This window comes from Bradyrhizobium sp. McL0616, assembly GCF_049993385.1.
Lineage (GTDB): Bacteria > Pseudomonadota > Alphaproteobacteria > Rhizobiales > Xanthobacteraceae > Bradyrhizobium.
This window is the reverse complement of record NZ_CP188255.1, coordinates 6,043,100-6,061,210: the sequence shown is the minus strand read 5'-3', so window position 1 is coordinate 6,061,210 and position 18,111 is coordinate 6,043,100. Positions and strand designations below refer to the sequence as shown.

The following is an 18,111-nucleotide window of genomic DNA, read 5'->3' as shown; positions in this document are numbered from 1 at the left end:
GTTGACGTTGCCGGTTGCGGGCCCTACGGTCTCTGTGCATTCCCGGGAATTTCTATTTGTGGGCGCATGAAACCGCTTATCAGCTTCGTCGAAATTGAGAACCGCATCATTGTTGCGAAATATCAAAGGCTGATGGTCAGCGCGAAGGTGGTTCTGGTCGAGAAGGCGAGCGGCCAGCAGCTGCCTGAGACCGCCACCAGGATCGCGTCACCGGTTCCCGTCGGGGCATTGCGCATCAGGCTGCCGGACGCAATCAAGCCAGGAACGTACTTCCTGAGGGCCTTCAACGGGCGTGGCGAGGACGCCGCCCAGAGCGTGGACTTCGAAATCGGCTAAGCCGTTGGATTTTCACCGTTTCGGGACTGTCCCGCTCGCGCCGAATTGACAATTGTCAATTGCCGCCTTGTCCGGCCGTGGTGTAAAGCCAGCCATGGGCGCGGCTCGCGCGCTGCCGGAAGCTTGCCAGATGACGCTATGGTTCGTGTTCGCGCTGATGACGGTCGCGGCGATATTCGCCGTGCTCTGGCCGCTCGGCCGTGACGGACGCGCTCAAAATCAAGGCAGCGAGGTCGCGGTCTATAAGGACCAACTGGCCGAGGTCGTGCGTGATCTCGCTGCGGGACTGATCGCAGCACCCGAAGCAGAGGCAGCGCGCGTCGAGATCAGCCGCAGGCTGCTCGCAGCCGCAGGCAGCGAAGCCGCGCTGGCGCCGAAGTCGAATCTGAACTGGCGCCGCGCGGCAGCCGTGCTGGCGCTCGTCGGTCTGCCGCTCATTGCGATCGGCGTGTACACTCCGCTCGGTTCGCCGAGGCTTCAGGACTTCCCGCTTGCGCAGCGGGAGCGCGGGTCCGGGTCCGGCATGGCGCAGTCGCTCGAGAATCTGGTCGAGCAGGTCCAGCAACATCTGGACAAAAATCCGACCGATGGCCGCGGCTGGAACGTGCTCGCGCCGGTGCTGGAGCGGCTCGGCCGATTCGATGACGCCGTGCGCGCCTATCGCAATTCGATCACCTACAATGGCGAGAGCGCGGAGCGCAGGTCCGATCTCGGCGAGGCGATCTCGGCCGCTGCCAGCGGCGTGGTGACGGCGGAAGCCAAGACCGAATTCGAGCGCGCGCATACGCTGAACGCCGACGATCCCAAGGCAAACTACTTCCTCGGGCTCGCCGCCGAGCAGGACGGTCGCAAGGACGACGCCGTCAACATCTGGCGCGCGCTGCTTGCGAAGGCGCCAGCGGACGCGCCGTGGCGGCGCTTGGTACAATCTTCGCTTGCGCGCGTCGGTGGTGGCAGCACGATGCCGGCCCTGTCGGACGAGACGATCACAGCTTCCAAGGATATGAATGAGGGCGATCGCGGCACGATGATCCGCGGCATGGTCGAACGTCTGGCTACAAGGTTGAAGCAGAACGGCGACGATGTCGACGGCTGGCTGCGCTTGGTGCGCGCCTATCTCGTGATGGGCGATCGCGACAAGGCGGTGGGTGCCTCGACCGATGCCCGCCAGGCGGTCGCCAATGACGCCGAGCGGCTGCGCCAGCTCAACGAGGGCCTCAAGACTCTCGGACTCGACGGATGACGATATTGGGACGAGACGAGCGGAGAACGGATACGCCATGACGCGCAAGCAGCGACGTATGACCATCATCGGCGGCTCGCTTGCCGTGCTCGCGCTCGCGGCAGCACTGGTGCTCAATGCCCTGCGCGATTCCATCGTGTTCTTCTCGACCCCGACCATGGTTGCTGAAAAGCATGTCCAGCCCGGCAAGCGATTTCGCCTCGGCGGCCTGGTGCAGCCCGGTTCGCTCCAGCGCGGCGACAATCTCGCGGTGACGTTCGAAGTCGCGGACGGCGGCGCCAAGCTGCCCGTCGCGTTCAAGGGCATTTTGCCCGATCTCTTCCGTGAAGGGCAGGGCATCGTCGCCGAAGGCGCGCTCGACGCCAACGGGGTGTTCAAGGCCGATACGGTGCTCGCCAAGCACGACGAGACCTACATGCCAAAGGACGTTGCCGATGCCCTGAAGAAGCAGGGGCACTGGAAGGACGATTACGGTGCCAAAGCTTCTGACAGCGCAAAGCCTGCAGCGACGACCGCGCAGGGCAATTCGCAGGGAGCGGTGCGGTGATCGCGGAATCCGGACATTATGCGCTGGTGCTGGCGCTCGCGCTGGCGCTGGTCCAGTCGGTCGTGCCGCTGATCGGTGCGCGCTTGCGCGATCCTGCGCTGATGAACGTGGCGCGCTCCACCGCGCTGGCGCAGTTGCTGTTCGTCGGCGCGTCATTTGTTGCGCTCGTCACGTTGCACGTGACCTCGGATTTCTCCGTCGCCAACGTCTACGAGAATTCCCACTCCATGAAGCCCTTGATCTACAAGATCACCGGCGTGTGGGGAAACCATGAAGGTTCGATGCTGCTCTGGGTGTCGATCCTGGCGCTGTTCGGCGGGCTGGTCGCGGCCTTCGGCAACAATCTGCCGCTGTCACTGCGCGCGCATGTGCTTGCCGTCCAGGCCTGGATCGCGAGCGCCTTCTATCTCTTCATCCTGGTGACCTCGAATCCGTTCCTGCGCATCGCCAATCCGCCGATCGAGGGACGCGATCTCAATCCGGTGCTCCAGGATATCGGCCTCGCCGTGCATCCGCCGATGCTCTATCTCGGCTATGTCGGCTTCTCGATCTCGTTCTCCTTCGCGATCGCGGCGCTGATGGAGGGGCGGATCGATGCGGCTTGGGCGCGCTGGGTGCGGCCGTGGACGTTGGTCGCCTGGATATTCCTGACGCTCGGCATCGCGATGGGCTCCTATTGGGCCTATTACGAGCTCGGCTGGGGCGGCTGGTGGTTCTGGGACCCGGTCGAGAACGCCTCGCTGATGCCGTGGCTTGCCGGCACGGCGCTGCTGCATTCGGCGCTGGTGATGGAGAAGCGCAACGCGCTGAAGGTCTGGACCATCCTCCTGTCGATCCTGACCTTCTCGCTGTCGCTGCTCGGCACGTTCCTTGTACGCTCGGGCGTCATCACCTCCGTGCACGCCTTCGCCAATGATCCGACGCGCGGCGTGTTCATTCTCCTGATCCTCTGTCTGTTCATCGGCGGCAGTCTGTCACTGTTCGCGGCGCGCGCCACCTCGCTAAAGCAGGGCTGCCTGTTCGCGCCGATCTCGCGCGAGGGCGCGCTGGTGCTGAACAATTTGCTGCTCACGGTGGCCTGCGCGGTCGTGCTGTTCGGAACGCTCTATCCGCTGGCAATGGAAGTGCTGGCCGATTTCAAGATGTCGGTCGGTGCGCCGTTCTACAATCTCAGCTTCGTGCCGCTGTTCGTCCTGCTGCTGCTCGCCGTGCCGTTCGGGCCGATGCTGGCCTGGAAACGGGGCGATCTGCTCGGCGTCACGCAGCGCCTGCTCGCGGCCGGTGTCGCCGGGCTCGTTGTGATCGCCCTTGTCTGGGCCTGGACGCGTGGTGGCAGTGCGCTGGCGCCATTGGCAATCGGGCTCGGGGTCTTCGTCATCGCCGGGGCCGCGACAGATATGGCCGAACGAACCGGCTTGTTTCGCCTGCCCTTCGCGACGACGCTGCATCGCGCCCGCGGCCTGCCGCGTTCGGCATGGGGGACTGTGTTCGCGCATGCCGGTCTCGGCGTCGCGCTGATCGGGATCGTCTGCGAAACCACCTGGAACAGCGAGTATATCGCGACGATGAAGCCGAACGACGTCGCCCAGGTCGCCGGCTATGATCTGAAGCTCGACGGGCTGCTTGAGCGCCAGGGGCCGAACTATCGCGAGATGATCGCACAGTTCAACGTCAGCCTGGACGGCGATGCTCTCAGCGTCATGACGCCGTCGAAGCGCAGCTTCACCACGCGCGGCTCGTCGACCACGGAGGCTGCGCTGCTGACGCGTGGTGCGAGCCAGCTTTACATTTCGCTCGGCGACGTCGCCGCCGACGGTGCCATCGCGGTGCGCATCTATTACAAGCCGTTGGTGCTCCTGATCTGGTGGGGGCCGGTGCTGATGGCCTTCGGCGGCATGCTGTCGCTGTCTGACCGGCGCTTGCGGGTCGGCGCGCCGAAACCGGCGCGGGCCAAGCAACGCCTGCAACCGGCGGAGTGATCCTGATGCGCCGAATGATGGCCGCGTTCGTCGCGCTTGTGCTGCTGGCTGTGCCTGCGGCGTACGCCGTGCAGCCGGACGAGATCATGTCGGACCCCGTGAAGGAGTCGCGCGCGCGCGACTTGTCGCGCGAGCTGCGCTGCATGGTCTGCCAGAACCAGTCGATCGACGATTCCGACGCGCCGCTGGCGCGCGACCTGCGGCTGCTGGTGCGGGAGCGCATTGCGGCCGGCGACAGCAATTCGGAAGTGCTCGACTTCCTGGTGGCGCGCTACGGCGAGTTCGTGCTGCTGAAGCCGCGCTTCGAACGTCAAACCTTGCTGTTGTGGCTGCTCGCGCCGCTGCTTCTGGCTGGCGGGGGCTTGACGCTGTGGTTGCAAATCCGCCGACGCTCTCGAAGTGGTGCAGACCTGCCAGCCCCGCCGCTGACGCCAGACGAAGAGAAGCGGCTCGCTGCATTGATGTCCGAAGACGCAACATCGCGCTAGCTGCGATCCCACACGGCGGTCGACACGTTTGGGAACTCCATTAAGTTCCTGCAAACCCACGACTTTCGGCGTGCGATAAACTGCCGCATCGTGTTGGCTCATCATTACAAAAGTTTAACCCCGCAGCCAGCGCGCGGTAAGGCGGAAGCCCCCATCTTCAGAACTGTAAGGTGCCACCATCAGGCACCAAATGGATTTCAAGGCCTTGGAGACCTCCGCATGACCGAACGTCCCGATCTTACGAACCTTCCGTCCTACCGGCAGCCCCGCCGGTCGGTTTTCTCGGCCCGCAAGATCGCGCTGATGGCTTCGGTCGTCGCCGGCTTCGGTATTGCCGTCCACGGCTTCAGCCCGTCGACCTCGCCTGCCGACCTGTTCTCCAGCCCGGCGCATGCGCAGGTCAACAACGAGGTCCGCAAGGTCGAGCGCCCGATCGGTTTCGCCGACATCGTCGAGCGGGTGAAGCCCTCGGTGATCTCGGTGAAGGTCAACATCAAGGAAAAGGCTGCCAGCAACGACAGCGGTGACGACGAGTCCTCGCCGTTCCAGCCCGGCTCGCCGATGGAGCGCTTCTTCCGCCGCTTCGGCGGACCGGATGGCTTCCCGGGCCAGAAGGGTGGTCGTGGCCGCGTCGTGCAGGGCCAAGGCTCCGGCTTCTTCATCTCGGCTGACGGCTTCGCCGTGACCAACAACCACGTGGTCGACGGCGCCGACAAGGTCGAGGTCACCACCGACGACGGCAAGACCTACAGCGCCAAGGTGATCGGCACCGATCAGCGCACCGACCTCGCCCTGATCAAGGTCGAAGGCGGCTCCAACTTCCCGTTCGCCAAGCTTGCCGATGGCAAGCCGCGGATCGGTGACTGGGTGCTTGCGGTCGGTAACCCGTTCGGCCTCGGCGGCACCGTGACGGCGGGTATCGTCTCGGCGAGCGGCCGCGACATCGGCAACGGTCCCTATGACGATTTCATCCAGATCGACGCGCCTGTGAACAAGGGCAATTCCGGCGGTCCCGCTTTCGACACCAATGGCGAAGTGATGGGTGTCAACACCGCGATCTACTCGCCCTCCGGCGGCAGCGTCGGCATCGCGTTCTCGATCCCGGCCTCCACCGTGAAGACGGTCGTTGCCCAGCTCAAGGACAAGGGTTCGGTCAGCCGCGGCTGGATCGGCGTGCAGATTCAGCCGGTGACATCCGACATCGCCGACAGTCTCGGCATGAAGAAGGCCGAAGGCGCGCTGGTGGCGGAGCCGCAGGCGAATGGTCCGGCTGCCAAGGCCGGCATCGAGTCCGGCGACGTGATCACGTCGGTCAACGGCGAAGCCGTCAAGGACGCCCGCGAGCTCGCCCGCACCATTGGCGGCTTGGCGCCCGGCGCGACCGTGAAGCTCAATGTGCTGCACAAGGGCCAGGACAAGGTCGTGAACCTCACCCTCGGCCAGCTGCCGAACACGGTCGAGGCCAAGGCCGACACCGATAACGACAGCGGCAAAGGCGCAAGCAAGGGCACCGACGTGCCGAAGCTCGGCATGACGGTTGCGCCCGCCAACTCGGTGGCCGGTGCCGGCAAGGACGGCGTCGTGGTCACCGAAGTCGATCCGAAGAGCGCCGCGGCTGAACGCGGCTTCAAGGAAGGCGACGTGATTCTCGAAGTCGGCGGCAAGAGCGTGAGCACCGCCGGCGACGTCCGCGACGCCATCAACACGGCGAAGACCGACAACAAGAACAGCGTCCTGATGCGGGTCAAGAGCGGCGGCCAGTCGCGCTTCGTCGCCGTACCCCTGGCCAAGGGCTAAGCCTCAGGAGGCCACGAAATGAAGGGTGTCGCCGGCATCGATCGCCCCCGCCGCCGGCGCCCTTCGGGGGAGCAGCGTAACGTTTGCTTCCCCAGTCTACCTTCCGGTGGAATTACGCCCCCCTCCGTCGGAAGGCCTAGGGCGGTGAGGTCCCCCAGCCTCACCGCCCGCCTTTTTCTCAGTGCCAGAGTCCCTCACTCGGCTTGCATGCGATTGCCGCTCGCGCCATGTTTAGAGAAGGTTGACCTCCTTGACCGCCGCTGAACGCACAATGCGCCTCCTCATCATCGAAGACGATCGCGAATCCGCCGACTATCTCGTGAAGGCGTTTCGCGAAGTCGGTCACATTGCCGACCACGCCGCCGACGGCGAGGAAGGCCTCGCCATGGCCGAGAACGGCGATTACGACGTGCTGGTGGTCGACCGCATGCTGCCAAAGCGCGACGGGCTGTCGCTGATCGGCGCGCTCCGCGACAAGGACGATTCGACCCCGGTGCTGATCCTCTCGGCGCTCGGCCAGGTCGACGACCGCATCAAGGGCCTGCGCGCCGGCGGCGACGATTATCTGCCAAAACCCTATTCCTTCGCCGAGTTGCTGGCCCGCGTCGAGGTGCTGTCGCGCCGCCGCGGCGGCCCGGCCGAGGATACGCTCTACCGTGTCGGCGACCTTGAGCTCGACCGGCTCTCCCATCGCGTGGCCCGCGGCAAGGACGAACTGACGCTCCAGCCGCGCGAATTCCGCCTGCTCGAATATTTGATGAAGCATGCCGGTCAGGTGGTGACGCGCACCATGCTGCTGGAGAACGTCTGGGACTATCATTTCGATCCGCAAACCAACGTGATCGACGTGCACATTTCGCGGCTGCGCTCCAAGATCGACAAGGGTTTCGAGCGGCCGCTGCTGCACACGATCCGCGGCGCCGGGTACATGATCCGTGACGGCATTCGGTAAACTCGTCCGCACCACGGCATTCCGGCTGACGCTGGTCTACCTGTTCCTGTTTGCGATTTTCGCGGCCTCTCTGCTCGGCTATTTCGCCTGGAATACGCGGCGGCTGATCACCGAGGAGATTACGCAGACGGTGAATGCCGAGACCTCGGAGATCAACGAGATCTACGGCCGCCGTGGCCTGTACGGCCTCGTGCGCGCCATCGAGTATCGCGCGCTCCGGCCGGGCGCCAATCTCTACCTCGTGACCACGCCGACCGGCCAGGCGGTCGCCGGCAATATCGGTTCGCTCGCGCCCGGCGTGATGGGAACGTCCGGCTGGTCGGAGACCGCCTACAAGCGGATCGAGGATGCGGACGAACGCGAACATCGCGCGCTGGTGCGCGTCACCGAGCTCGAAAACGGCTTCCGGCTCCTGATCGGCCGCGACCTCGCCGAGCGGCGGAGGCTGTTCGGAATCGTGGCGAAGGCCGCACAATGGTCGATCCTGATCGTCGTGGTGCTCGGCCTCGGCGGCGGCGTCTTCGTCGCGCGCAGGGTGTTGACGCGCATCGATGCGATGTCAGGCACGGCGCATCGCATCATGACCGGCGACCTCAGCGAACGCCTGCCGGTCGGACGCAGCGGCGACGAGCTCGATCGCCTCGCCGAAAACCTGAACGCCATGCTGGAGCGGATCGAGGCGCTGATGGCGGGGCTGAAGGAAGTCTCCGACAACATCGCCCACGACCTCAAGACGCCGCTGACGCGCCTGCGCAACCGCGCCGAGGAGGCGCTGGCGAAATCGGGCGGCGAGGCGGACTACCGCGCCGCGCTGGAACGGACCATCGAGGAATCCGACGGGCTGATCCGCACCTTCAATGCGCTGCTGATGATCGCGCGCGCGGAGTCAGGTCAGGCGCGCGGCAACATGGACGATTTCGATGCTGCCGATGTGGCCAACGGCATCCACGAGCTCTACGAGCCGCTGGCCGAAGACGACGGCATGACCTTGAAGGTCAAGAGCCAGGCCGCGCCGATTCACGGCAATCGCGAACTCATCAGTCAGGCGCTTGCCAATCTCGTCGAGAACGCCATCAAATACGGCAAGCCGGCCGCGCAGACGGCCGGAACCGTGGTCAGCATGGACAGCCGGCAGATTACGATCGAGGCGAGGCGCGAGGGCGACCAGGTGCTGCTCAGCGTCACCGATCGCGGCCCCGGAATTCCCGAAGCCGACCGCAAACATGTCGTCGAGCGATTCGTCCGGCTCGAGGCGAGCCGAACGCTACCGGGTTCCGGGCTTGGCCTCAGCCTCGCTTCGGCCGTTGCCACATTGCATGGCGGTGAATTGCGGCTGGGCGATGCCCAGCCCGGCCTCGTCGCCACGCTGGTGCTTCCGGTGCGTGCGGGCGCCGGCGACAGGGTTGCTCCTCCAATACCGGATGTGCCACAGAAGGTGGCATGAACCACTCCGCGCCGGGAAACGCGGACAAGCATGGTGAGAGCCTGGCCGCGCGCTTCGCGGAGGCTCCCCATATTGCCGCTTCCACAACCGACGAACGACGATTTGAGAATTGGCTGGACGAGCTTCAGCCGGTCCAATTGGCGCGTCTCGAAGCCCTGCTGGTTCATCCCTTCGCGCGCAAAATCCTTGCCGGCATTGCGGAATTCTCGCCTTATTTGTTCGATCTGGTGCGCGCGGATCCGCTGCGCCTGATCCGGCTGCTCGAATGCGATCCGGATGCGCATATCGCCGCACTGATCGCAGAGGCGAGGGGCGCGGTGCTTGCGGCAGGCGATGAGGTCGACGTGATGCGGCTGCTTCGCCGCTTGAAGGCGGAGGCGGCGCTTTTGATTGCGCTCTGCGACATCGGCGGGGTCTGGCCGGTGATGCGGGTGACGGCGGCGCTGACCGAAATCGCCGTATCTTCGGTACAGGCGGCGCTCCAGTACCTGCTGCGGCAGGAAGCCGCACGCGGCAAGATCGTGCCGCCCGATCCCGAGGCGCCTGAAGAGGGCTGCGGCCTGATCGTGCTCGCGATGGGCAAGATGGGTGCTGGCGAGCTGAACTATTCCAGCGACATCGATCTCATCGTGTTCTTCGATCCGGACGCCACGACGCTTGCGCCGGATATCGAGCCACAGCCGTTCTTCGTCCGGGTGACGCAGGGCATGGCGCGCATTCTCCAACAACGCACCTATGACGGCTATGTCTTCCGCGTCGATCTGCGCCTGCGCCCCGACCCGTCCTCGACGCAAGTGGCGATCTCGCGCGACGCCGCGCTGCATTACTACGAGCGGGAAGGGCGCACCTGGGAGCGCGCCGCAATGATCAAGGCGCGTGCCTGCGCCGGCGATCCCAGGGCTGGTGAAGCGCTGCTCGCCGAGATCTCGCCCTTCGTGTGGCGCAAGCATCTCGACTTCGCCGCGCTTGCCGACGTTCACGACATGAAGCGCCAGATGCAGACTTATCGCGGTCAGAGCGAGATCACGGTCGAGGGCCACAACGTCAAGGTCGGCCGCGGTGGCATCCGCGAGATCGAGTTCTTTGCCCAGACCCAGCAGCTGATCGCCGGTGGCCGCCATCCGGAATTGCGGGTGCGGCCGACTCTCGCCGCACTCAATGTGCTCGCTGCCAACAATTGGATCACTTTCGAGGCGCGCGAGGAGCTGACCAAGGCATATGAGTTCCTGCGCCGGGTCGAGCATCGCCTCCAGATGATCGCCGATGAGCAGACCCACGCATTGCCGGACGACAAAGAGGCGGTCGAGCGCTTTGCCTGGTTCTTCGGTTACCCGGATCGCGAGACGTTTGCGCGGGACCTGTTGCGCCAGCTTGAGATCGTCCAGGGCCATTACGAAAAACTGTTCGAGGGCGACGACCCGACGGGCACGGCAAGTCTGCCGGCCATTGACTATCGAGTCGGTCCGGACGATCCGCGCCTGCTCCAGCATTTGACCACGCTCGGCTTCAAGAAGCCCGCGGCCGTGGCGCAGACCGTGCGCGACTGGATCACCGGCGACTATCGTGTGTTCCGCAACGACCAGACACGCAGCGCCTTTGTCGAGTTCGTGCCGGCCCTGATCGACGGCCTTGCGCATGCCGAGGAGCCGGACCGCGCGGTCGTGGCGTTCGATCAGTTCCTCAGCGCGCTTCAACGTGGCGGGCGCCTGATCACGCTGCTCGGCCAGAACCGCGATCTCGTTGCGCTCGTGGCGCTGGTGCTGGGCGCGGCCCCCCGGCTCGGCGAGATGCTGGCGCGGCAGCCGCAGCTCATGGATGGCCTGATCGACCCGCGCTTTTTCGGCGCGATGCCGGACAGGCAGGAATTGTCGGCGCGGCTTGCGGCCACGGTGCAGGACGCCGGTTCCTACGAGGAATTCCTCGATCGCCTGCGCCTGTTCGGGCAGGAGAGCCTGTTCCTGATCGGCACGCGCATCCTCTCCGGCACGGTCTCGGCGCAGCAGGCGAGCACGGCGTTTGCCGACGTCGCCGAAGGCATCGTCCACACCGTCCATGGCCTGGTCGCGGATCGTTTCGCGGCCCAGCACGGCCGCATCAAACTGCAGGAGACCGCGATCATCGCAATGGGCCGGCTCGGCGGCCGGGAGATGACGGCGTCGTCGGATCTCGACCTGATCCTGCTCTATGATTTCGACAGTGAGAATCCCGATTCCGACGGTCAGAAGTCGCTTCAGGGCGCGCATTATTTCGCCCGCTTCACCCAGCGCCTGATCAGCGCCTTCACGACGCGCACCAATTACGGTGTGCTCTATGAGATCGACATGCGGCTTCGCCCGTCCGGGCGCGCCGGTCCGGTGGCATCGAGCCTCGTCTCCTTCGCCGACTACCAGGCCAACGAGGCCTGGACCTGGGAGCACATGGCGCTGACGCGCGCGCGCGTGGTGTCGGCGTCGCCGGAATTCCGTGAGCGGATCGAGCGCATCATCCGCGAGGCCCTGACCCGTCGCCGCGACCAGGCGGTCATTGCCAACGACGTCGCCGACATGCGCCGCGCGATCGCGCAGGAGAAGGGCGAGGCCGATTATTGGGATCTCAAATATGCCGCCGGCGGCATGGTCGATATCGATTTCATCGCGCAATATCTCCAGCTCGTGCACGCCCACGACAAGCCGGGGATCCTCGACGTCAGCACGGTGCAGGTGCTGGACAACGCCGCCAGGCTCGGCGTGCTCGCGCACTCGGAGGCGGAGATATTACGTGCCGCGGCGCGGCTCTATCACGATCTGACGCAGATCCTGCGGCTCTGCGTCATTGACCGTTTCAAGCCGGAAACCGCAGGCGTCGACCTTCAACGCGTCATGGCGCGCGCCGGCGACGCGCCGGACTTCTCTTCGCTGGAGGCGCGCGTCAAGGAGACGCAGAGCGAGGTGCGGCGGGTGTTCCTGGCCTTGGTCGACAATCGCAACTAACTCGGCTTTGCAGGTGCCGGCGCGTCCGCAGCTGGCCTGATTTGCACCGGTATGGACTTGTACGACGGCGTTCCGGATTTCACGTCATAATTGTCGAGTGCAACGAGCACATTGGCCTCCGGATAATAGGCCGCGACCGAACCCTCCGCGATCTTGTAGGCGACCGCGGTCACTCCGCGCAGGATGCGCTCGCTCGGGCCCTCCTCGGCAGGATTGTCAACGCTGACGTCGACGACATCGCCATGGCTCAATCCGCGCTTCGCAAGATCCTGCGCGTTGACGAAGACGACGTCGCGGCGCCCCTTGATACCCCGATAGCGATCGTTCAGCCCATACAGTGTCGTGTTGTATTGATCGTGGCTGCGGATCGTTGTCAGCGTCAGCGTGTCCGCGTTGGACGGATCCTCTTCGAGACCGGGATAGATCAGGAAGTTGGCCTTCTTGGTCGGCGTCAGCCATTCCCGCTCGGAGGCCGCATTGCGCAGACGGAAGCCGCCGGGATGCAGGATGAGCGTATTGAAATCCTTGAAGGCAGGAAATACGCCTTCGATGCCGTCGCGTATCCTGTTGTAGTCCGCGATCATCTCGGACCACTGCACCTTGGTGTTTGGCAGCGTCGCCATTGCCATCTCGGCGATGATTGCAGGTTCGGATTTCAGATGCTCCGAGGCGGGTTTCAGGCCGCCGCGGGAGGCATGCACCATCGACATTGAATCTTCCACTGTGACCGATTGCGGCCCGGTGGCCTGCATATCGATTTCAGTACGTCCCAGGCACGGCAGGATGAACGATTGCTTGGCCAGCAGCAAATGCGAGCGATTGAGCTTCGTCGCGATATGGACGGCAAGATCGAGGCCGCGCATGGCCTTGAATGTTGCCTTGGGGTCTGGCATGGCGATGGCGAGGTTACCGCCAAGGCAGACCAGGGCCTTCGAACGACCGTCCCGGATGGCTTCGACAGCCTCGACCGCGTTATGTCCCTTTGCGCGCGGCGGCTCGAAGCCGAACACGCGGGTGATCCCGTCTAGCAAGGCGTCGTTTGGAATTTCGGTGATTCCAACGGTCCTGTCGCCCTGCACGTTGGAATGTCCTCGGAGCGGCGAGACGCCGGCCCCTTCGCGCCCGATATTGCCGCGAAGCATCAGCAGATTGGCGATCTGCTGCACATTGCCTGTGCCGTGTCGGTGCTGGGTGATACCCATGCCGTAGTTGATGATGACGCGATTAGCATTGGCATACACGTTGCCGATGGTCTCGATCTCGGGCCGCGAGAGACCGGCAGCCTCTTCAATCGCATCCCAGGACGTGGCCTCGATATCGGCCAGCAGGGCCTCGATGCCTGTCGTGTGGGCCGCGATGAACTCGCGGTCGAGCGCGCCGGGGCCACCTTCCGCCAGGCTCTTGGCGTCGAGCGCCAGCAGGGTCTTCATCATTCCCTTCAACACCGCGATGTCGCCGCCGACCTTCACCAGATAGTAGGAGGATGCGATCGGCGTGGAGTCGAGCGTCAACATCTCCACTGGACTCTGCGGCGACGTAAATCGTTCCAGCCCGCGTTCGCGAAGCGGATTGATCGCAATGATCGGCACGCCGCGTTTCGATGCCTCGCGCAGCGTCGTCAGCATGCGCGGATGGTTGGTGCCGGGATTGTGGCCGATGCAGAAGATGCAGTCGCTGTGGTCGAAATCTTCCAGCGTCACCGTGCCCTTGCCGACTCCGATCGATTCCGGCAAGCCGACGCTGGTGGCCTCGTGGCACATGTTCGAGCAATCAGGAAAGTTGTTCGTGCCAAATTCGCGAACGAACAACTGATACAGGAAGGCAGCCTCGTTCGAGGCGCGACCCGATGTGTAGAATTCCGCCATGTTCGGATCGGGCAGGGCGCGCAGCGCTGCGCCGATCTGGGTCATCGCGTCCTGCCATGAGATCGGCAGATAGCGATCGGTGGCGCGATCATAGACCATTGGATGGGTGAGGCGGCCTTCGTTTTCGAGGTCGAAGTCCTGCCAGTTCCACAGTTCGCTGACTGTGTAGCTTGCGAAAAACTCGGGCGTGGTTCGCTTCGCCGTCGTCTCCCAGGACACGGCCTTAGCCCCGTTCTCGCAAAACTCGAATGATGATGTGTGCTTCGGGTCCGGCCAGGCACAGCCCGGGCAATCGAAGCCGTGGGGCTGATTCATGGTCAGCAGGCCATGGGTCTCCTTGCCGGCGGCCATTTGTCCCCGAACCGCGTCGGCTACGGCCCTGAGCGCGCCCCAGCCCGCGGCTGCGCCCTGGTAGTCTTCAATGCCTTCGAGCTTCTTTTTGGTCATCGGCTGTCCTGTCGCTGTCTGAAGTGACAAGATAGTGTCGGCGTGCTGGCGAGCCACGCAATAAACCGCGAGGCTACGGCGAGATCATCGTGCGATTTTGATAAGGTGTGCGGCTCGGCACCGGGCCTTAGGCCTGCTTCAGCGATGTCAAAGCTTCGAGCACGTTCGGCTCAAGCCCCGCGCCGCCGGCATCGAGATGAGCGAAGATCGCGCGCTTCATCCGGGGATCCCAGAACTTCTTGATGTGATCGGCGATCCCCGGCACGGCTTTGTCGTGGCCCTGGCTGCGGAAGAACGTGCCGATCTGGTTGGCCATGTAGATCAAACGGTCAGGCGACATCGGCAACCTCCGAGGCATGGCGCGCGACGATGCGGCTGCCATGCGTAAACACTTCAAATCCGTCCTGCCGGGCGATCGCGACCAGCGTGATGCCGGCGGCCTCCGCGGTCCGCACCGCGAGCGCGGTGGGGACGGAGACTGCGACCATCACCGGCGCGCCCATCGCGGCGGTCTTCTGCACCATCTCGACCGAGACGCGGCTGGTCAGCAGCACCAGGCCACCGCTGGCAATTGTGCGGCTGCGCGCGAGCGAGCCTGCAAGCTTGTCGAGCGCGTTGTGGCGGCCGACATCCTCGCGCAGCGCCACGATGCCGCTGTCAGGCGACCAGAACGCGGCTGCGTGTACCGCGCGGGTCTGCATGTTGATCGATTGCAGCGGCGCGATCGCCTGCATCGCGGTCATGATCTGTTCGGGCGTGAAGGTCTGTCCCTGCGACACGAATGCCGCGGGCCGCACGGCCTCTGCAATGGAGTCGATGCCGCAGATGCCGCAGCCGGTCGGGCCGGCGATGTGGCGGCGGCGTTCGCTGATGCGGCCGGCATCCTCTGACGCCAGCCACATCCGCAATTCGATGCCATCGTCGAGGCGGACCACATCGAGCGACCGGATCTCATCGACGGATTTGACGATGCCTTCGTCCAGGCTGAAGCCGACGGCGAAGTCTTCCAGGTTCTGTGGCGTCCCCATCATGACGGCATAGGTGCCGCCGTTATAGGTCAGCGCCAACGGCGTCTCCTCGGGGATCAGCCGCGCCCCTTCGGACGCTGCTCCGTCGCGCCAGATGTCGCGGTCGATGGCCTGGACCGGCACGTGCATGCGGTTACTCCGCGGCCTCGGCCGGCGCGATGCGGCGGGAGTGCCGCGCCTGCTCGTCATAGGTCTTCTGCCAGTCGGACGGGCCGTTCGACGGCGAGATCTGCACCGCCGTGACCTTGTACTCGGGACAATTGGTCGCCCAGTCCGAATACTCGGTGGTGATCACGTTGGCCTGAGTGTCCGGGTGATGGAAGGTGGTGTAGACGACGCCCGGCGCGACGCGGTCGGTGATCTCCGCGCGCAGCGTGGTCTCGCCGGCGCGGCTCTTCAGTCGCACCCAGTCGCCATCGCGGACGCCGCGCTGCTCGGCGTCGTGCGGATGGATCTCGAGCCGATCCTCGGCATGCCAGACCACGTTCTCGGTGCGCCTTGTCTGCGCGCCGACATTGTACTGGCTGAGAATGCGCCCGGTGGTGAGCAGCAGCGGGAAGCGCGGGCCGGTGCGCTCGTCGGTCGCGACATATTCGGTGACGATGAACTTGCCCTTGCCGCGGACGAAGCCGCCGATATGCATCACCGGCGTGCCCTCCGGCGCCTTCTCGTTGCATGGCCACTGCACCGAGCCTAGCTCGTCGAGCTTGGCATAGGAGACGCCGGTGAAGGTCGGCGTCAGCGCCGCGATCTCGTCCATGATCTCGGACGGGTGGCTGTAGTTCATCTCGAAGCCCATCGCCTTCGAGAGGGCGATCGTGACCTCCCAGTCGGCCATGCCGTTCTTCGGCGTCATCACCTTGCGGACGCGCTGGATACGGCGTTCGGCGTTGGTGAAGGTGCCGTCCTTCTCGAGGAAGCTCGAGCCGGGCAGGAACACGTGGGCGTAGTTCGCGGTCTCGTTCAGGAAGAGGTCGTGGACGATGACGCATTCCATCGACGACAACGCCGCGACCACATGCTTGGTGTTCGGATCGGATTGCAGGATATCCTCGCCCTGCACGTAGATGCCCATGAACGTGCCTTCGATCGCGGCATCGAACATGTTGGGAATGCGCAGGCCCGGCTCTGGGTTGAGTTTGACGTTCCACAGCGCCTCGAACTGGTCGCGCACGGCGTCGCCCGAGATGTGGCGGTAGCCCGGCAGCTCATGCGGGAACGAGCCCATGTCGCAGGAGCCCTGCACGTTGTTCTGGCCGCGCAGCGGGTTCACGCCGACGCCGGGACGGCCGATATTGCCGGTCACCATCGCGAGGTTGGCGATCGCGATCACGGTAGTGGAGCCCTGGCTGTGCTCGGTGACGCCGAGGCCGTAATAGATCGCGCCGTTGCCGCCGGTGGCGTAGATGCGCGCGGCTTCGCGCAGATCGTTCGGATCGACGCCGGTCAGGATTGCGGTCGCTTCCGGGCTGTTGTTGGGCTGCGCGACGAAGGCGGCCCATTCTTCGAACTCGCTCCAGTCGCAGCGCTCGCGAATGAAGGCTTCGTTGGCGAGGCCTTCGGTGACGATGACATGGGCGATGGCGGTCATCACCGCGACGTTGGTGCCAGGCATCAAGGGCAGGTGCAGCGCCTTCACATGCGGTGATTCCACCATCTCGGTGCGGCGCGGATCGATCACGATCAGCTTGGCGCCCTGGCGCAGCCGCTTCTTCAGGCGCGAGGCGAACACCGGGTGAGCGGACGCCGGATTGGCGCCGATGACCACGACGACGTCGGTCTCCTCGACCGAGTCGAAATCCTGCGTGCCGGCCGAGGTGCCGAACGTGACCGACAATCCGTAGCCGGTCGGCGAATGGCAGACGCGGGCACAGGTGTCGACGTTGTTGTTGCCGAAGCCGGCGCGGATCAGCTTCTGCACCAGATAGGTTTCTTCGTTGGTGCAGCGGGACGAGGTGATGCCGCCAATGGCATCGCGGCCGTACTTTTTCTGGATGCCGCGCATTCTGTCGGCAGCAAACGAGAACGCTTCATCCCACGACACTTCGCGCCAGGGATCCTCGATCCGCTCGCGGATCATCGGCTTGAGGATGCGTTCCTTGTGGTTGGTGTAGCCCCAGGCGAAACGGCCCTTGACGCAGGAATGGCCGCGATTGGCCTTGCCGTCCTTGTAGGGCACCATGCGCACGACTTCCTCGCCGCGCATCTCGGCCTTGAAGGTGCAGCCGACGCCGCAATAGGCGCAGGTGGTGACGACCGAGTGCTCGGGCTGGCCGATCTCGATCACGGACTTTTCCGTCAACGTCGCGGTCGGGCAGGCCTGAACGCAGGCGCCGCAGGAGACGCATTCGGAGCCGAGGAAGCTCTCGCTCATGCCGGGCGAGACGCGGCTGTCGAAGCCGCGGCCGGAGATCGTCAGCGCAAACGTGCCTTGCACCTCTTCACAGGCGCGGACGCAGCGCGAGCAGACGATGCATTTGGAGGGATCGTAGGTGAAATAGGGGTTGGACTCGTCCTTCGGCATCCAGGCGGCGTTGATCTCGCCATGGGACTTGGCGAAAACGTGGTTCTCGCCCTCATAGCCGTAGCGGACGTCGCGCAGGCCGACGGCGCCGGCCATGTCCTGCAATTCGCAATCGCCGTTCGCGCCGCAGGTGAGGCAGTCGAGCGGATGGTCGGAAATGTAGAGTTCCATCACGCCCTTGCGCAGCTTCTTCAGCCGCTCGCTCTGGGTGTGCACAACGAGGCCGGGCATGACAGGCGTGGTGCAGGAGGCCGGCGTGCCGGCGCGGCCCTCGATCTCGACGACGCAGAGGCGGCAGGAGCCGAAGGCGTCGACCATGTCGGTCGCGCAGAGCTTTGGGATCTGGTGGCCCGCGTCCATCGCGGCCCGCATGATCGAGGTGCCCTCGGGCACCGTGACCTGGTTGCCGTCGATGGTCAGCGTCACCATCGTTTCCGATTTGGAGCGCGGCGTTCCGTAGTCGATTTCTTCGATCAGAGACATCGTTGTTCT

Annotated in this window: 13 protein-coding genes; 9 read left to right on the top strand and 4 right to left on the bottom strand. The window is 64.7% G+C overall.

Annotated elements, in window-relative coordinates; genetic code table 11:
* The first annotated feature begins 66 nt into the window (after nt 1–66).
* The 9 genes from ACPPVR_RS29340 to ACPPVR_RS29300 all read left to right on the top strand — a co-directional run bounded on the left by ACPPVR_RS29340 (nt 67) and on the right by ACPPVR_RS29300 (nt 11,755).
* Nucleotides 67–336: a hypothetical protein gene (locus ACPPVR_RS29340; protein WP_426610040.1), complete on the top strand. Its 270-nt coding sequence runs from the start codon at nt 67–69 to the stop codon at nt 334–336.
* A 130-nt stretch (nt 337–466) separates the two neighbouring features.
* A complete protein-coding gene (gene ccmI / locus ACPPVR_RS29335) occupies nt 467–1,579 on the top strand; it encodes a c-type cytochrome biogenesis protein CcmI (protein WP_426610039.1) in 1,113 nt (370 codons plus the stop codon).
* Between the two features lie 37 nt (nt 1,580–1,616).
* Entirely contained in the window at nt 1,617–2,126 is a 510-nt protein-coding gene (gene ccmE / locus ACPPVR_RS29330) for a cytochrome c maturation protein CcmE (RefSeq protein ID WP_426610038.1), read from the top strand.
* Nucleotides 2,123–4,105, top strand: a complete 1,983-nt coding sequence (locus tag ACPPVR_RS29325) for a heme lyase CcmF/NrfE family subunit (RefSeq protein WP_426610037.1) — start codon at nt 2,123–2,125, stop codon at nt 4,103–4,105. Before ccmE ends, ACPPVR_RS29325 begins: the two co-directional genes overlap by 4 nt.
* A gap of 5 nt (nt 4,106–4,110) precedes the next feature.
* Complete coding sequence (locus tag ACPPVR_RS29320) at nt 4,111–4,593, top strand: cytochrome c-type biogenesis protein (protein ID WP_426610036.1); 483 nt, start codon at nt 4,111–4,113, stop codon at nt 4,591–4,593.
* A gap of 219 nt (nt 4,594–4,812) precedes the next feature.
* Nucleotides 4,813–6,390 carry a Do family serine endopeptidase gene (locus tag ACPPVR_RS29315; protein ID WP_426610035.1) on the top strand — a complete coding sequence of 526 codons (1,578 nt, stop codon included), beginning with the start codon at nt 4,813–4,815 and terminating at the stop codon, nt 6,388–6,390.
* Between the two features lie 271 nt (nt 6,391–6,661).
* Nucleotides 6,662–7,342 carry a response regulator transcription factor gene (locus ACPPVR_RS29310; RefSeq protein ID WP_038944287.1) on the top strand — a complete coding sequence of 227 codons (681 nt, stop codon included), beginning with the start codon at nt 6,662–6,664 and terminating at the stop codon, nt 7,340–7,342.
* Nucleotides 7,326–8,786: an ATP-binding protein gene (locus ACPPVR_RS29305; RefSeq protein ID WP_426610034.1), complete on the top strand. Its 1,461-nt coding sequence runs from the start codon at nt 7,326–7,328 to the stop codon at nt 8,784–8,786. Before ACPPVR_RS29310 ends, ACPPVR_RS29305 begins: the two co-directional genes overlap by 17 nt.
* Nucleotides 8,783–11,755, top strand: coding sequence for a bifunctional [glutamine synthetase] adenylyltransferase/[glutamine synthetase]-adenylyl-L-tyrosine phosphorylase (locus tag ACPPVR_RS29300; RefSeq protein ID WP_426610033.1), 2,973 nt, complete (start codon nt 8,783–8,785; stop codon nt 11,753–11,755). The genes ACPPVR_RS29305 and ACPPVR_RS29300 overlap by 4 nt, the downstream gene beginning before the upstream one ends.
* On the opposite strand, the gene ACPPVR_RS29295 is transcribed toward ACPPVR_RS29300, so the two are convergent.
* From ACPPVR_RS29295 to fdhF, 4 genes are all read right to left on the bottom strand, one after another.
* Entirely contained in the window at nt 11,752–14,067 is a 2,316-nt protein-coding gene (locus ACPPVR_RS29295; RefSeq protein ID WP_426610032.1) for an FdhF/YdeP family oxidoreductase, read from the bottom strand. The genes ACPPVR_RS29300 and ACPPVR_RS29295 overlap by 4 nt on opposite strands.
* 127 nt (nt 14,068–14,194) lie before the next feature.
* Nucleotides 14,195–14,407, bottom strand: a complete 213-nt coding sequence (locus tag ACPPVR_RS29290; RefSeq protein ID WP_426610031.1) for a formate dehydrogenase subunit delta — start codon at nt 14,405–14,407, stop codon at nt 14,195–14,197.
* Nucleotides 14,397–15,224 (bottom strand): formate dehydrogenase accessory sulfurtransferase FdhD, encoded by an 828-nt coding sequence (gene fdhD, locus ACPPVR_RS29285; RefSeq protein WP_426610030.1) that lies wholly within the window; start codon nt 15,222–15,224, stop codon nt 14,397–14,399. Before fdhD ends, ACPPVR_RS29290 begins: the two co-directional genes overlap by 11 nt.
* A 4-nt stretch (nt 15,225–15,228) precedes the next feature.
* Nucleotides 15,229–18,102, bottom strand: a complete 2,874-nt coding sequence (gene fdhF / locus ACPPVR_RS29280; RefSeq protein WP_426610029.1) for a formate dehydrogenase subunit alpha — start codon at nt 18,100–18,102, stop codon at nt 15,229–15,231.
* Nucleotides 18,103–18,111 lie beyond the last annotated feature (9 nt).

Bases quoted from the DNA above. Each gene is read 5' to 3' on its own strand.
- ACPPVR_RS29295 (WP_426610032.1), bottom strand. From the start codon at position 14,067: ATGACCAAAAAGAAGCTCGAAGGCATTGAAGACTACCAGGGCGCAGCC.
- ACPPVR_RS29315 (WP_426610035.1), top strand. From the start codon at position 4,813: ATGACCGAACGTCCCGATCTTACGAACCTTCCGTCCTACCGGCAGCCC.
- fdhF (WP_426610029.1), bottom strand. From the start codon at position 18,102: ATGTCTCTGATCGAAGAAATCGACTACGGAACGCCGCGCTCCAAATCG.
- ACPPVR_RS29300 (WP_426610033.1), top strand. From the start codon at position 8,783: ATGAACCACTCCGCGCCGGGAAACGCGGACAAGCATGGTGAGAGCCTG.
- ccmE (WP_426610038.1), top strand. From the start codon at position 1,617: ATGACGCGCAAGCAGCGACGTATGACCATCATCGGCGGCTCGCTTGCC.
- ACPPVR_RS29310 (WP_038944287.1), top strand. From the start codon at position 6,662: ATGCGCCTCCTCATCATCGAAGACGATCGCGAATCCGCCGACTATCTC.
- ACPPVR_RS29340 (WP_426610040.1), top strand. From the start codon at position 67: ATGAAACCGCTTATCAGCTTCGTCGAAATTGAGAACCGCATCATTGTT.
- ccmI (WP_426610039.1), top strand. From the start codon at position 467: ATGACGCTATGGTTCGTGTTCGCGCTGATGACGGTCGCGGCGATATTC.
- ACPPVR_RS29320 (WP_426610036.1), top strand. From the start codon at position 4,111: ATGCGCCGAATGATGGCCGCGTTCGTCGCGCTTGTGCTGCTGGCTGTG.
- fdhD (WP_426610030.1), bottom strand. From the start codon at position 15,224: ATGCACGTGCCGGTCCAGGCCATCGACCGCGACATCTGGCGCGACGGA.
- ACPPVR_RS29290 (WP_426610031.1), bottom strand. From the start codon at position 14,407: ATGTCGCCTGACCGTTTGATCTACATGGCCAACCAGATCGGCACGTTC.